General features: G+C 70.8%; 18 protein-coding genes and 1 pseudogene. 13 read left to right on the forward strand and 6 right to left on the reverse strand.

All coding sequences use genetic code 11. The features are described 5' to 3' along the window. Positions 1–14 precede the first annotated feature (14 nt). The 5 genes and pseudogenes from ACGF5O_RS13685 to ACGF5O_RS13705 all read left to right on the forward strand — a co-directional run. A pseudogene (locus ACGF5O_RS13685) lies at positions 15–209 on the forward strand (helix-turn-helix domain-containing protein); the annotation flags it as partial. Positions 210–317: 108 nt separating this feature from the next. Then, entirely contained in the window at positions 318–857 is a 540-nt protein-coding gene (locus ACGF5O_RS13690) for a DUF5753 domain-containing protein (RefSeq protein ID WP_393810143.1), read from the forward strand. 289 nt (positions 858–1,146) lie between these two features. Then, on the forward strand, positions 1,147–1,290 hold the full coding sequence (locus ACGF5O_RS13695) for a hypothetical protein (protein WP_362645402.1): 144 nt from the start codon (positions 1,147–1,149) through the stop codon (positions 1,288–1,290). Between the two features lie 80 nt (positions 1,291–1,370). After that, the gene (locus tag ACGF5O_RS13700) at positions 1,371–1,595 is read left to right on the forward strand and encodes a DUF397 domain-containing protein (RefSeq protein ID WP_393810047.1); all 225 of its coding nucleotides are present in this window, start codon (positions 1,371–1,373) and stop codon (positions 1,593–1,595) included. A 69-nt stretch (positions 1,596–1,664) separates the two neighbouring features. Continuing rightward, positions 1,665–2,132 carry a hypothetical protein gene (locus ACGF5O_RS13705; protein ID WP_393810048.1) on the forward strand — a complete coding sequence of 156 codons (468 nt, stop codon included), beginning with the start codon at positions 1,665–1,667 and terminating at the stop codon, positions 2,130–2,132. A 335-nt stretch (positions 2,133–2,467) separates the two neighbouring features. On the opposite strand, the gene ACGF5O_RS13710 is transcribed toward ACGF5O_RS13705, so the two are convergent. After that, entirely contained in the window at positions 2,468–3,109 is a 642-nt protein-coding gene (locus ACGF5O_RS13710; protein WP_393810049.1) for a nucleotidyltransferase domain-containing protein, read from the reverse strand. A 75-nt stretch (positions 3,110–3,184) separates the two neighbouring features. Between ACGF5O_RS13710 and ACGF5O_RS13715 the strand changes: the two genes are divergently transcribed. The 3 genes from ACGF5O_RS13715 (at position 3,185) to ACGF5O_RS13725 (ending at position 4,922) form a co-directional block, all read left to right on the forward strand. After that, positions 3,185–3,664 carry a hypothetical protein gene (locus ACGF5O_RS13715; RefSeq protein WP_393810050.1) on the forward strand — a complete coding sequence of 160 codons (480 nt, stop codon included), beginning with the start codon at positions 3,185–3,187 and terminating at the stop codon, positions 3,662–3,664. After that, complete coding sequence (locus ACGF5O_RS13720; RefSeq protein WP_393810051.1) at positions 3,661–4,020, forward strand: hypothetical protein; 360 nt, start codon at positions 3,661–3,663, stop codon at positions 4,018–4,020. The genes ACGF5O_RS13715 and ACGF5O_RS13720 overlap by 4 nt, the downstream gene beginning before the upstream one ends. A 137-nt stretch (positions 4,021–4,157) precedes the next feature. Then, entirely contained in the window at positions 4,158–4,922 is a 765-nt protein-coding gene (locus tag ACGF5O_RS13725) for an SDR family NAD(P)-dependent oxidoreductase (RefSeq protein ID WP_393810052.1), read from the forward strand. Here ACGF5O_RS13725 and ACGF5O_RS13730 read toward each other — a convergent pair. From ACGF5O_RS13730 to ACGF5O_RS13740, 3 genes are read right to left on the reverse strand one after another with little or no spacing between them, the layout of a single operon-like run. Next, positions 4,909–5,541, reverse strand: coding sequence for a TetR/AcrR family transcriptional regulator (locus ACGF5O_RS13730; protein WP_393810053.1), 633 nt, complete (start codon positions 5,539–5,541; stop codon positions 4,909–4,911). The two genes, ACGF5O_RS13725 and ACGF5O_RS13730, sit on opposite strands and share 14 nt — an antisense overlap. A gap of 43 nt (positions 5,542–5,584) precedes the next feature. Further along, positions 5,585–5,914, reverse strand: a complete 330-nt coding sequence (locus ACGF5O_RS13735; protein ID WP_393810144.1) for a branched-chain amino acid transporter permease — start codon at positions 5,912–5,914, stop codon at positions 5,585–5,587. Further along, the gene (locus tag ACGF5O_RS13740) at positions 5,907–6,551 is read right to left on the reverse strand and encodes an AzlC family ABC transporter permease (RefSeq protein ID WP_393810145.1); all 645 of its coding nucleotides are present in this window, start codon (positions 6,549–6,551) and stop codon (positions 5,907–5,909) included. Before ACGF5O_RS13740 ends, ACGF5O_RS13735 begins: the two co-directional genes overlap by 8 nt. 179 nt (positions 6,552–6,730) lie before the next feature. On the opposite strand from ACGF5O_RS13740, the gene ACGF5O_RS13745 reads away from it, so the two are divergent. Further along, positions 6,731–7,189: an Lrp/AsnC family transcriptional regulator gene (locus tag ACGF5O_RS13745; RefSeq protein WP_393810054.1), complete on the forward strand. Its 459-nt coding sequence runs from the start codon at positions 6,731–6,733 to the stop codon at positions 7,187–7,189. 112 nt (positions 7,190–7,301) lie between these two features. On the opposite strand, the gene ACGF5O_RS13750 is transcribed toward ACGF5O_RS13745, so the two are convergent. Then, positions 7,302–7,985: a PH domain-containing protein gene (locus tag ACGF5O_RS13750; protein ID WP_393810055.1), complete on the reverse strand. Its 684-nt coding sequence runs from the start codon at positions 7,983–7,985 to the stop codon at positions 7,302–7,304. A 191-nt stretch (positions 7,986–8,176) separates the two neighbouring features. Between ACGF5O_RS13750 and deoC the strand changes: the two genes are divergently transcribed. Genes deoC through ACGF5O_RS13765 form a run of 3 tightly spaced genes read left to right on the forward strand, consistent with a single transcriptional unit; the run spans position 8,177 to position 11,491 of the window. Continuing rightward, on the forward strand, positions 8,177–9,130 hold the full coding sequence (gene deoC / locus ACGF5O_RS13755; protein WP_393810146.1) for a deoxyribose-phosphate aldolase: 954 nt from the start codon (positions 8,177–8,179) through the stop codon (positions 9,128–9,130). 20 nt (positions 9,131–9,150) lie between these two features. Next, positions 9,151–10,587 (forward strand): aldehyde dehydrogenase family protein, encoded by a 1,437-nt coding sequence (locus ACGF5O_RS13760; protein ID WP_393810056.1) that lies wholly within the window; start codon positions 9,151–9,153, stop codon positions 10,585–10,587. After that, complete coding sequence (locus ACGF5O_RS13765; RefSeq protein WP_393810057.1) at positions 10,580–11,491, forward strand: aldehyde dehydrogenase family protein; 912 nt, start codon at positions 10,580–10,582, stop codon at positions 11,489–11,491. The genes ACGF5O_RS13760 and ACGF5O_RS13765 overlap by 8 nt, the downstream gene beginning before the upstream one ends. A 78-nt stretch (positions 11,492–11,569) precedes the next feature. Here the strand turns inward: ACGF5O_RS13765 and ACGF5O_RS13770 are convergent, their stop codons facing one another. Beyond that, complete coding sequence (locus tag ACGF5O_RS13770) at positions 11,570–11,971, reverse strand: hypothetical protein (protein ID WP_393810058.1); 402 nt, start codon at positions 11,969–11,971, stop codon at positions 11,570–11,572. A 127-nt stretch (positions 11,972–12,098) separates the two neighbouring features. Between ACGF5O_RS13770 and ACGF5O_RS13775 the strand changes: the two genes are divergently transcribed. Then, entirely contained in the window at positions 12,099–12,740 is a 642-nt protein-coding gene (locus ACGF5O_RS13775) for a uridine kinase (protein ID WP_393810059.1), read from the forward strand. Positions 12,741–12,920 lie beyond the last annotated feature (180 nt).

The following is a 12,920-nucleotide window of genomic DNA, read 5'->3' on the forward strand; positions in this document are numbered from 1 at the left end:
CCACCATCCCCGGCGTGACTTCATCCAGCGTTCAGCAGGCCCGACAAGCCCTCGGCCGACGTCTTCGCGAGCTCCGCAAGGACGCCGGCCTGACGGCGCGCGAGTTGGCCAGGCACGCCGACTGGCACGAGTCGAGGTGCTCGCGACTTGAAAACGGGCACACGCTTCCGTCCGACGCGGACATCCGGGCGTACACGACGCTCTGCAGCGCTCAGGACCAGACCGCCGACCTCATCGCCACGGCACGTGGGATAGAGGGAGCGTACGTGCAATGGCGGCGCATGGAGCGAGCAGGGCTGCGACGGGTCCAACAGTCTGTGGCACCGCTCTTCGACCGCACCCGCCGCTTCCGCGTCTACCGGTCCTGGGTGATCCCCGGCCTGCTGCAGTCTGCCGCCTACACCCGTGCGGTACTGGGCACCGTGGCCGACCTCCGAGACGTGCCCGACGACATCGACGACGCCGTGGCCGTCCGCATGGACCGGCAACGCGTACTGCACTCCGGCGACCACCGGTTCGCCATGCTGGTCGAGGAATGGGTACTGCGCACGGTCATCGGCTGCAACGACACCATGGCCGGAGCACTCGGCCATCTGATCTCCGTCGCATCGCTCCCGTCCGTCAGCCTGGGTGTCGTCCCTATGGGCACACCACGCGGTGCCGGATGGCCCGTCGAATCCTTCACCATGTACGACGACACCCAGGTCAACGTGGAACTCGTCGCCGCCCACCTGACCGTGACCCAACCCGGTGAGATCGCGGAGTACGCAAGAGCGTTCACCGAGTTGTCCGCCATCGCCGTGTACGGCACACAAGCCCGGTCACTCATCACTGCCGCCATCGACGCCATCAGGTGATCGCGGCGCAAGCTCATGCAAGTTTGTGGAGCCCCGCACTCGTCACTTCCTACGGTCGACGCATCGACCCGGGAACGGCCGGAAGGGCGCGGTGTGATGGGCGAGAACAGAGCGCAAGACACCGAATTCTGCGTAGACGGCGTTGTGGTGGTCCAAAAAGGTATCCCTGGCCCCGGTGCGAGTGCGGGAGCCCGAAGTGCCCTGACTACGAGCCTCCGCCGGACTACCCGACAGCAGGGCTGAGCAGCAAAGTCGCCGAGGTCAACTCATGGAGCCGTAGGGGTGGGCTGTGAGTATCAGGACGGCGACGCGGTACGTGATGCACCGGATCACGGAACACCCCGACACCGATGCGACGTTCGAGGCCGAGTCTCTGCACTGCGGCTGGAAGGCCACGCCCGCCGATGACCCGGCGCCCGTCGACCGTCGCTGAGAATCCCTGAACTCCCGCCCGGTCCGGGCGGCGGCGGTCAGCCATGACCGTGATCAGTTGAGCAGGAGGAAGGTGCAGTGATGCTGGACGGAAGCGATCTGTACGCGCTCGAACTCGGCGGGGCCAAGTTCGTGAAGGCGTGCGGCGGCCCGTGCACCGAGGGGTGCGTGGCCCTGGCTCGGATCGGCGACCAAGCCTGGGCCCTGGGTGACAGCAAACGGCCGGACGCGCAGCCGCTGCGGTTCACCACGGATGAGCTGGACGCGGCCGGGATCGACCCGGCGCGCTTCGGCCTCGACGTCTGATCCCCCGCCGCTTCTTGTCGGCCGGGCCGGTCCGTGCCCGGCCGACACCTCTCGGAACGGGAACGACTCGTGTACCACCACGGCTATCTGTGGACCGGCCCGAAAGCACGCTTCGACCAGGAAGCGCTACGACGCCCCCCACACCCAGCGCCGCCCCCGGGAGGAAGCCGACCGGAACTGATCCAGCGCTACCGCGAGGTAGCCGCGGAGTTCCCCACGTCCGATCTGCCGCCAGTGGAAACCGCCTACTGGCTGATCAAGCCGCACTCCTTGGTCCGTGGCACGTGGGAGGAAGCGAAGGAGGCCGCGTCATGGCTCGGCGAGCGGCTCACCGACTACGCGTCCCGCTTCGCATCCGAGCGGGACCGGGACATCATGCGCCTGGCCCCACTGGTCAACGCCGCTGCCGAACAACTGCACTCAGGCGCTGACGTGTCTCTCGGCTTCTACCTCGAACGCCTCTCCTACCTGCATCTCGCCGTGGTGACATGCACCCCGAACCGTTCGCTGCCCACGCTGCCTTGCCCTCTCGGATGACCACATTCGCCGAAGTAGAGGGGCGCGGGGACTACGGCGTGCATTCGGCGGAGTTCGACCTCCGTGAGGTCGGAGAAGATCTGGCGTGGAGGCTGCGCGGTGCAGGCGAGGCCCCGCGGAGACAGTCGCCTGCGAGTTGCCGGACCGGCAACCTCTCGTGTCCACGATTCTGTGGTGGCAGGACCGTTGCCGACGGGGCATCGAGGCCCAGGCCGATGCGGGTGACGTCGCCATGGCCCGGCTCCGTGACGCGGGAGCGGTGAGGCAGGTCCGGGCGGCCCACCGGTGGGTCTCCGATCACCGGGAGGCATGGGAATGCTCGGTGCGGTGAGGGCTCACTCCGTGGCCAGCCCCGCCAGCCAGGGATGTCCGGGGTGCATGCGCGTCAGCCACGCGCTGAGAACGTCCCGCCGCGCCGGGCCCAGCAGCGGCAGAACCCCGTCGAAGTCGGCGTGGTCCTTGGGCCGCGACTCCTTCGCCTTGAACAGCAGGACCAACTCCGGGACCAGGTAGGGGATGCCGTCCGCCGTCCGTTCGATGACCGTGTCGTACGGCAGCCGCAGGGTCTCGTCCCGTCGGCAGATCCAAGTCCCGCCCTCGTGCGGCTCACGGAAGACGTCGAAGAGGAACCGGTCGCTCGCCGGATCCCGTACCCAGGTCTGACGGGTTGCCGCCAGTGCCTCGTCTCCTGCCGCTGCCCAGACACGCCCTGAGCCCACGGCGTCGAACGCGTACTCGCGGAAGCGGTCGCGGACCTGCGCGAATCCCGCCACGGGTACGGCGATCTCCAGGTCGCCGTGGGGCCGGGACTGCCCGCCGCGGAACAGGTCCAGCGCCCAACCCGCCGCGACACACCAGGGCACGCCGACCCCGCCCAACCGCTCCGCGACCTGTTCGGGCCGCCAGGCGTCGGCCCAGCGGGCGGCCGGTTCGGCCGCGCCGAGAACCGCACCGCCGGGTGGCAGGGAACCAGTCATCAGCACAACGTACCGCCGCGTGATCACCCGTACGCGTGATGGCGCCGGAGGGAGTTTCGAAGTAGTTTCAAAGTCATGAGTTTCGAGGGCGCGGCCGTGAACTTCTCCGAGCTGGTGAACAAGAACAAGCAGACGCTTGCCCGGCTCCGGGATTCGCCGAGACTGCTCCTGCACCGCAGAGACGGTGAGGACCTGGTCCTCACCACCGCCGCGCGGGCCGAGCAGGACCGGACCGTGGTGTCCGCGGCCACCCGGATGCTGGTCGCGATGGCCCGCAGGGAACCCGGCAGCATGGAGTTGCTCCTCGACATACTGCCTGACGCGTTCCCCTGGGTCCGCTTCCTGCCCGAGCCGGATCTCCACGCCTTCGCCGTCGAACTGGTCGATACCATGCGCGCCGCCGACTCGGTCGGCAACAGCGCCTCCGTCGCCCAGCTGCTCATCGCCTGGCAGCACACCGCCGAGGTCTACTCCGACCCTGATCTGCTGGCCGCACTGACCAGGGACCACGGCGAGGACTACGGCCCCGTACCGGACCCTCGGGACGTCGAGTGACCGCGAGCCGCGGCGACCGCGCCGCACCACCGGCGCCTGACGGCCACTGGGAAGTCCGCTTCGCCGACGGCGCCTCGGCCAAGGGCTGGGAGAACCTCGCCCAGCAAGCGCGAGAGAACACCTTCCGCGCCTGGACCACCTTGCGCACCGACCCCAGACCGACCATCGAGACACCTCGGCACCACCGCCTCAAGGGCGGTCTGGCGCACGGCACCCACCGCGGGCAGACCTGTGGACAGTGGCAGATCGAGGTGACCGGCGGTGGCCGCATCTGGTACCTCCTCGACACCGGCCGGGGAACCTGCTGGATCACCTTCGCAGGCACAGGGCACCCGCGGGCCACGCACCGCCACTGACAGCCGACGGAACAGCGAATCGACAAGCCGTCCCTCCAGGCCTACCCGGCCCACATTTTCTGGACTTGCCGGTCCATTTTCCTGGGCGCACAGTGGGCCGCGTCCCACGGGGAAGCGAGTGAAACGGAGGGTTGATCATGGCTGTGCGACTGGCAGGCAGGACCGCGCTGGTGACGGGTGCGACCAGCAATATCGGGCGGGCCATCGCGGAGGCGTTCGCGGCCGAGGGGGCGCATGTGGTCGTCTCGGGGCGGAGTGCGGGGCGTGGGGCCGAGGTGGTGGACGGGATCCGCGCCCTCGGTGGACGTGCCGACTTCGTGCGGGCCGACCTGGACGGCAGCGCCGCCGCCTCGCGGGCGCTCGCCGAGGAGGCGACCCGGGTGCTGGGCGGTCGTATCGACGTGCTCGTCAACAACGCGGGGATCTACCCGGGCGACGCGACCACCGCCACCGACGAGAAGACCTTCGACGAGGTCTACGCCGTCAACGTCAAGGCCCCGTTCTTCCTGACCGCGGCCGTCGCGCCCGCCATGGCGGAGGCCGGGGGCGGGGCGATCGTCAACCTGGGGTCCTGGATCGCGCGGCTCGGCATCCCCGTCGGCGCGCTGTACAGCTCCACCAAGGGGGCGATGGAGACGCTGACCCGGGCCTGGGCGGCGGAGTTCGGGCCGCGGGGAGTGCGGGTGAACGCCATCTCGCCGGGCGTGGTGCTCGCGGCGGGCACGGAGAACGCCGGGGTCGCCGAGGCCATGATGAAGGGGACGCCGGCGGGCCGGATGGGCACGCCGGAGGAGATCGCGAGCGCGGCGGTGTATCTGGCGGCCGAGGAGTCGTCGTTCGTGCACGGGATCGTGCTCGACGTGGACGGCGGCCGTACGACCGCCGCGGTCATCGCGGCGTAGCCGCCCCCGCGGGCTCCAGGTCGCGATGCAGGTCCGCGATCCCCTGGTCGAGGGCGGCGCGGAGGTGGTCGGAGCGCCCTGTCGACAGGAGGATGGACACGCCTCCCTGGATCGCGGCGAGCAGGGCGGCGGCCCGTGCGTCGACGTCCACGATGTCCACGTCGGTCCCGGGGCCGCCGCTCGCGCGCACCGCGCGGATGCCCGCCGCCAGGCTCTCCTGCCACTGCCGCATCAGCTCGACCACGATCGCCCGCGCGCCCGGCGTCGACCGCCCGACCTGGAGGAAGAGCGAGCCGAGCGGACAGGTGTCCCCCTGCGCCTCGTAGCGGGTGATCACCACGTCCCGCCACCGCCGCCAGTCCTCCCAGGAGTCGAGGCGGCCGAGATACGGCTGCTGGTCCTCCAGCACCTGCTCCGCCTCGAACCGCGCGACGGCGAGGAGCAGTTCGTCCTTGCCGTCCGGGAAGTAGTGGAAGAGCTGGCTCTTGCTGGTACCGGTCCGCGCCATGACGTCCTCGAGGGTCACGGAGCCGACCCCCTGTTCCCGTAGCACCTCGGCGGCCCCCTCGACGATCCGGCGCCGGGTCGCCTTCCCCTTGGCCGTCAGTTCCTTGCCCATGGGCCGCCCTCCGCGGAGTGGACTGTACGGTCCACTGTAGGGGTCAGCCGGTGAAGACGGTGCTGGCCAGGGCCACGCTGACGACGGTGCCGCCGATGATGCTCAGCAACGCGTTGCGGCGCCACAGGTGCAGTCCGACGGTGACGGCCAGGGCGGCCAGGGGCGCGAGGGCGCGGGACCGGGTCAGCGGCAGGTCGCGCAGGCAGTAGACGAAGAGGATCACCATCACGCCGGCGGGCATCCGGGCGCCCAGGTACTGCACGGTCCTGCTGGCCCGCAGCGAGGCCAGGACGGTGAAGGGCAGCGCGCGCAGCGCCCAGGTGACGGCGGCCGAGACGGCGACGGCCAGCAGCAGGTAGCGGGTGTCAGGCACGGGACTCACGAGGCTCCTCCTTGCGGCTCCGGATCAGCAGCGCGGCGGTGAACAGGGTGAACGCGACGAGCAGCATCTGGCCGGGCAGGACCAGCCGCGCGACCAGGGCGCTGAGGAGCGCGAGGACGGGGGTGGGCAGGTCGCCTCGGCGCTCCCGGACGGCGTCCAGGGCGAGTACGGCGAACAGCGCGGTCATCGCGAAGTCCAGGCCGCCGACGCTGTCGGGCACGGCCGAGCCGAGCAGGGCGCCCACGGTGGCGCCGCCGACCCAGTACGACTGCATGAACAGCTGCAGCCACAGGATGCGGGCGCCGGACCAGGACCGGGCCCGGTCACCGGTGGTCAAGGCGTAGGCCTCGTCGGTCAGCGCGAAGGTGCCGTAGGCCTTGCCGAGCGGGCCGGGTACGCGGTCGAGGGGGAAGGACAGCGCGTAGAACACATGCCGGACGTTGACCAGGAACGCGGTCAGCGCGACCGTCGCCAGCGGGGTGACCGCGACGGCCAGGCCCACCAGCAGGAACTCGAACGAGCCCGCGTAGACGACGGCCGTGAACAGGCTCGCGCACCACCAGGGCAGGCCGGCGTGGACGATCAGCACCCCGAAGGCGAGGCCGAGCGGGAGCAGGCCGAGCCCCACGGAGGTGGAGTCCTTCAGGGCGGCGAGGGCCTCCGCCCGGGACCCCGGCGGGGAGGCGGGAGCGGGAGCGGGAGCGGGACGAGGGGGATCGCCCGCGGCGACCGAAACCGTACGCATGCTGAAATTTTAGGAGGATTGTCGCCACATATGGTTTCCAATAATTCTCGTAAGATGCCAACGTGAGCAATGAAATAAAGCTCGATGCCATCGACCGAGAAATTTTGTTTCACCTGTGCCGGGACGGGCGCCTGAGCAACGTCGAGCTGGCCAAGCGGGTCGGCCTCACCCCGCCGCCGTGCCTGCGCCGGCTGAAGCGGCTGGAGGACGCCGGGGTCATCGCCGGCTACCGCGCCGTCATCAATCCGGAGGCCCTGGGCCGGGGCCTGGAAGTCATGATCGACATCGAGGTCTCCGCGAACGACCTGAAGACCATCGAGACCCTGGAGGAGACCCTCTCCTCGTACGAGGAGGTCGTCGAGTTCCGCCGGATGTACGGCCGCCCCGACTATTTCCTCCGCGTCGCCGTCGCCGACGACGCCGCGTACAACACCTTCATCACCGGCAAGCTCACCGGCCTCCCCGGCATCCTGCGCGTCGAGTCCCACCTGACCATGAAGAAGATCAAGACGGAGGACTGACGTCGGGAGCGCGCGACAGCCCCCCAGTTGCGCGGGGAACTGCGCGAACACCCCCACCGGACGGCACCCGGCGGACCGCCCGCACCCACCCTGCAGCGCGCCCCTTACGGCACTACCACACCGCCAGCAGGATCCCCAGCAGCACCGCCCCCGCCACCGCCGGCGCAGCCACCTCGTACGCCCACCTCACCGTGATCTCGCCCTGCGCCGACTCGGCCGGTCCCCGGCTCTCCAGCATCTCGCGCAGGTCGTCCATGACCCTGTCGGTATCCGCACGCATCGGCTCGTTCGCGTGCTCGGGCTCGCCCAGCCCCCCGGAGCTCCCGAAGCCGCCGAGCCCGCCGAAGCCGCCGAGCCCGCGCCCGGTGCCGCCGGACCCCGTCCCCCCGCGCCGCACGTCCGCCCTCGACTTCGCCTGCCGTCGCGCCGCCTTCTTGCGTCCTCGCAGGGACACCGGGATCGCCCACAGCTGGTACTTCGCGCCGGACTTGACGACCACCTCGTTCGAGTAGCCGGACCGCAGGGAGGCGATCTCCCCCCACGGCAGCGTGATCACCCGGAACGGGTTCCGTACGCGCAGCCGGTCCTCGCCCGCGAACACCGCGGGGCGCAGGGTGAAGGCCACGATCAGCGGCACGACGAGGATGAGCGCGGCGAGCGCGAGCCAGGGGGTGTGGCCGTGTCCCCGGAGCAGCGCGTCGATGCCGAGCCAGCCGACGATGACGAGGAGGAGTACGCCGCCGATCAGCGCCTGGGGCGATCGGTAGATGCGGTCCTTGACGAGGGGCGTGGTCATAGCGCCGATTGTGCCTCAGGCGTGCGCAGGGGCGCCGTGGGGTGTGCGCCCGGTGCGCGGGTGGGATCGCGGGTGGTCGCCCGCGCCGGCCCCGCGCCCCTCTCAGGGGCGTAGGCTCACCGTCCTCGAAGAAGAACCGTTCCCTCGGGGTGTACAGCCGCTACGCGCGTAGATATGCTCGGCTGGTGACCATGCCCACCACCGCACCCCACGCACTTGCTGACGTCACCGCGTCCGACAGCACGCTGCGCCGCTTCCTTCACGGGCTGCCCGGCGTCGACGCGGTCGGCCTGGAGGCGCGTGCCGCCTCGCTCGGCACCCGTTCCATCAAGACCACCGCGAAGGCGTACGCCATCGACCTCGCCATCTCGATGGTCGACCTGACGACGCTGGAAGGCGCGGACACCCCGGGCAAGGTCCGGGCGCTCGGCGCCAAGGCGGTCCACCCGGACCCGACGGACCGTACGACCCCCGCCACGGCGGCCGTCTGCGTCTACCCCGACATGGTGGCCACCGCGAAGGAGGCCGTCGCCGGCTCGTCCGTCAAGGTCGCCTCCGTCGCCACCGCCTTCCCGGCCGGCCGCGCCGCGCTCGACGTGAAGCTGGCCGACGTGCGGGACGCGGTCGCCGCCGGTGCCGACGAGATCGACATGGTCATCGACCGCGGGGCCTTCCTCGCGGGGAACTACCGCAAGGTGTACGACGAGATCACCGCCGTACGCGAAGCCTGCGGAACGGCGGCCCGGCTCAAGGTCATCTTCGAGACCGGCGAGCTGTCGACGTACGACAACATCCGCCGGGCCTCCTGGCTGGGCATGCTCGCGGGCGCCGACTTCATCAAGACGTCGACCGGCAAGGTCGCGGTGAACGCCACCCCGGCGAACACCCTCCTCATGCTGGAGGCCGTGCGCGACTTCCGGGCGCAGACCGGTGTCCAGGTGGGCGTGAAGCCCGCCGGCGGGATCCGGACCAGCAAGGACGCGATCAAGTTCCTCGTTCTCGTCAACGAGACGGCCGGTGCGGACTGGCTGGACAACCACTGGTTCCGGTTCGGCGCCTCCTCGCTCCTGAACGACCTGCTGATGCAGCGTCAGAAGCTGGCCACCGGCCGCTACTCCGGCCCCGACTACGTGACGGTGGACTGATCACCATGGCCAAGGAAAAGATGACCACCGCATTCGAGTACGCGCCGGCGCCCGAGTCCCGCTCCGTCGTCGACATCGCGCCCTCCTACGGCCTCTTCATCGACGGCGAGTTCACCGACGCCGCCGACGGCAAGGTCTTCAAGACCGTCAGCCCGTCGACCGAGGAGGTCCTCTCCGAGGTCGCCCGGGCCGGCGAGGCGGACGTCGAGCGTGCCGTCAGGGCCGCCCGCAAGGCGTTCGAGAAGTGGTCCGCGCTGCCGGGCTCCGAGCGCGCCAAGTACCTGTTCCGCATCGCCCGGATCATCCAGGAGCGCAGCCGTGAGCTGGCCGTCCTGGAGACCCTGGACAACGGCAAGCCGATCAAGGAGACCCGCGACGCGGACCTCCCGCTGGTCGCCGCGCACTTCTTCTACTACGCGGGCTGGGCCGACAAGCTCGACCACGCGGGCTACGGCGCGAACCCGCGGCCGCTCGGCGTCGCCGGCCAGGTCATCCCCTGGAACTTCCCGCTCCTGATGCTGGCCTGGAAGATCGCCCCGGCGCTGGCGACGGGCAACACGGTCGTCCTCAAGCCCGCGGAGACCACCCCACTGTCGGCGCTGTTCTTCGCGGACATCTGCCGCCAGGCGGGCCTGCCCAAGGGCGTCGTCAACATCCTCCCCGGCTACGGCGACGCGGGCGCCGCGCTCGTCGCCCACCCGGACGTCAACAAGGTCGCCTTCACCGGCTCCACCGCCGTCGGCAAGGAGATCGCGCGGACCGTCGCGGGCACCCGCAAGAAGGTCACGCTGGAGCTGGGCGGCAAGGGCGCCAACATCGTCTTCGACGACGCCCCCATCGACCAGGCCGTCGAGGGCATCGTCACCGGGATCTTCTTCAACCAGGGCCAGGTCTGCTGCGCGGGCTCCCGGCTCCTGGTCCAGGAGTCGATCCACGACGAGCTGCTCGACTCGCTCAAGCGCCGCCTGTCCACGCTCCGCCTCGGCGACCCGCTGGACAAGAACACCGACATCGGCGCGATCAACTCCGCCGAGCAGCTGGCCCGGATCACCGCGCTCGCCGACCAGGGCGAGACGGAGGGCGCCGAGCGCTGGTCCCCGGCCTGCGAACTCCCCGCCTCCGGCTACTGGTTCGCGCCGACGCTCTTCACCAACGTCACCCAGGCGCACACCATCGCCCGCGACGAGATCTTCGGTCCCGTCCTGTCGGTCCTGACCTTCCGGACGCCCGACGAGGCGGTCGCCAAGGCCAACAACACCCAGTACGGCCTCTCGGCCGGCATCTGGACCGAGAAGGGGTCGCGGATCCTGGCCGTCGCGGGCAAGCTGCGCGCCGGCGTCGTCTGGTCCAACACGTTCAACAAGTTCGACCCGACCTCGCCGTTCGGCGGTTACAAGGAGTCGGGCTTCGGCCGCGAGGGCGGTCGCCACGGCCTGGAGGCGTACCTCGATGTCTGACCGACTCAGTGTGTTGAAGACCTACAAGCTGTACGTCGGCGGGAAGTTCCCGCGTTCCGAGAGCGGCCGGGTGTACGAGGTGACGACGAAGCGATCAGCCGCCGACGCGGCGGGGAAGGGCAACTGGCTGGCCAACGCACCGCTTGCCAGCCGCAAGGACGCCCGGGACGCGGTCGTCGCCGCCCGCAAGGCGTTCGGCGGCTGGGCGGGCGCCACCGCGTACAACCGGGGCCAGGTCCTCTACCGCGTCGCGGAGATGCTGGAGGGCCGCCGGGACCAGTTCGTGCGCGAGGTCGCCGACGCGGAGGGCCTCGGCAAGTCCAAGGCCGCCGCCGTCGTGGACGCGACGATCGACCGCTGGGTCTGGTACGCCGGCTGGACCGACAAGATCGCCCAGGTGGTGGGCGGCGGCAACCCGGTCGCGGGCCCCTTCTTCAACCTCTCGACGCCGGAGCCGACGGGCGTGGTGGCGGTCGTCGCCCCCCAGGAGTCGTCGTTCCTCGGCCTGGTGTCGGTGGTCGCGCCGGTGATCGCGACCGGCAACACGGCGGTCGTCGTCGCGAGCGAGAAGGCGCCGCTCCCCGCGCTCTCCCTCGCCGAGGTGCTCGCCACCTCCGACGTCCCCGGCGGGGTCGTCAACGTGCTCTCCGGCCGTACCGCGGAGATCGCCGCGCCGCTCGCCGCGCACCAGGACGTCAACGCGATCGATCTCGCGGGCGCGGACGAGGTGCTGGCGAAGGAGCTGGAGATCGCTGCGGCCGACAACCTCAAGCGGGTACTGCGTCCACAGCCTGTGGACGACTGGACGGCGACGCCGGGGACGGACCGCATGACGGCGTTCCTGGAGACGAAGACGGTGTGGCACCCGACGGGGTCGCTGGGGGCGTCGGGGTCCGCGTACTGAGCGCCCCTCCTGGTGGGGAACTGCGGGCCGTATGCGGCTGGTCGCGCAGTTCCTCCCCCAGCGCCCCTTACCGGGCGCTCAGTACGCCGAGCCCAGAACCTGCCCGACCACCGGAACCGCGCCGATCGACGGCGCCTGCGCCACCGGCCCCGTCACCATCTTCGACGTCAGCGGCTTGAAGTCGGCGAGCTGGGTCCCCACCCCGTTGTCCAGCGGGTCTACGCCCGTGCCCGCGAGGGGGTTCGGCTTCAGGGCCGCCACCGACCCCGTGACGTACGGCAACATGGCGCCCAGCGCCCGCACGCCCGCCTGCGGGTCGACGTGGCCGAGCGAGGTGGGGCTGGTGCGGACCACGTCCACCGCGGGCCGGGTGTCCGCGGCGGCCGTCGCGGCGCCCGCGCCGAGCGCCACACCTGCCGTGGCAAGGGCGGTCAGGGCGCGCCGGGCGGTCGGGTTCGGGGAGGACGCGTGTCGGGACATCGCTGGTGCCGCCTTCTGGTACGCAGGGTAATGATGACGGCACACAGGGTAGTTGAGGTGTGACTCACGCTCCAAAGCCGACCCGCGGGGTCGGCAGGAGGCCCCCCATGCGTCAAACTGGTGTTCCGTGAGCATTCATCCTCCGTCCCCCGCCCGCGTCGTGCTGCTGTGCGGCCCCTCCGGCTCGGGCAAGTCACTGGTCGCCGCCCGTTCCGGGCTCCCCGTGCTGCGTCTCGACGACTTCTACAAAGAGGGCGACGACCCGACCCTGCCGCTGGTGGCGGGGAGTTCGGACATCGACTGGGACCACCCGGAGTCCTGGGACGCGGAGGTCGCGGTCGAGGCGATCGGCCGGCTGTGCGCCACGGGGGCCGCGCCGATACCGGTATATGACATAGCACTGAGCGCCCGCACCGGCGCCGAGACGCTGGACATCGGCCGCACCCCGCTCTTCGTCGCCGAGGGCATCTTCGCCGCCGAGATCGTCGAGCGCTGCCGCGAACTGGGCCTGCTGGCCGACGCGCTCTGCCTGAGCCGGGGCCCGGTGAAGACGTTCCGGCGCCGGTTCCTGCGCGATCTCAAGGAGGGCCGGAAGTCGGTGCCGTTCCTGCTGCGGCGCGGCTGGCGGCTGATGCGGGCGGAGCGCACGATCGTGAGCCGTCAGGTGGCGCTGGGCGCGTATCCGTGCGACCGGGACGAGGCGCTGGGCCGCATGGCCGCGGCAGCGGTGGGCCGGCAGAGCCGGGACCGGACCCAGGCACCGGCGTAACGCGGAAAAAGCGGGACTGGATGGACCCCCCGGCCCTCCAGTCCCGCTTTCCCCCGTTGCTCCGCCGAACACCCCCGTGTCCCCCGTGGCGGAGCTTCCCCCGTGCTTCCCCCCGGATCCCCCCGGATCCGCTTTCCCCCGTGGGTCCCCCCGGACCCTCCCCCGCTTTCCCCCGTCGGG

Source organism: Streptomyces sp. NPDC048291, from assembly GCF_043201715.1.
In the GTDB taxonomy this organism is placed as follows: Bacteria; Actinomycetota; Actinomycetes; order Streptomycetales; family Streptomycetaceae; genus Streptomyces.

Bases quoted from the DNA above. Each gene is read 5' to 3' on its own strand.
- ACGF5O_RS13770 (WP_393810058.1), bottom strand. From the start codon at position 11,971: ATGTCCCGACACGCGTCCTCCCCGAACCCGACCGCCCGGCGCGCCCTG.
- ACGF5O_RS13765 (WP_393810057.1), top strand. From the start codon at position 10,580: ATGTCTGACCGACTCAGTGTGTTGAAGACCTACAAGCTGTACGTCGGC.
- ACGF5O_RS13730 (WP_393810053.1), bottom strand. From the start codon at position 5,541: ATGGGCAAGGAACTGACGGCCAAGGGGAAGGCGACCCGGCGCCGGATC.
- ACGF5O_RS13760 (WP_393810056.1), top strand. From the start codon at position 9,151: ATGACCACCGCATTCGAGTACGCGCCGGCGCCCGAGTCCCGCTCCGTC.
- ACGF5O_RS13725 (WP_393810052.1), top strand. From the start codon at position 4,158: ATGGCTGTGCGACTGGCAGGCAGGACCGCGCTGGTGACGGGTGCGACC.
- ACGF5O_RS13710 (WP_393810049.1), bottom strand. From the start codon at position 3,109: ATGACTGGTTCCCTGCCACCCGGCGGTGCGGTTCTCGGCGCGGCCGAA.
- ACGF5O_RS13750 (WP_393810055.1), bottom strand. From the start codon at position 7,985: ATGACCACGCCCCTCGTCAAGGACCGCATCTACCGATCGCCCCAGGCG.
- deoC (WP_393810146.1), top strand. From the start codon at position 8,177: ATGCCCACCACCGCACCCCACGCACTTGCTGACGTCACCGCGTCCGAC.
- ACGF5O_RS13700 (WP_393810047.1), top strand. From the start codon at position 1,371: ATGCTGGACGGAAGCGATCTGTACGCGCTCGAACTCGGCGGGGCCAAG.
- ACGF5O_RS13715 (WP_393810050.1), top strand. From the start codon at position 3,185: ATGAGTTTCGAGGGCGCGGCCGTGAACTTCTCCGAGCTGGTGAACAAG.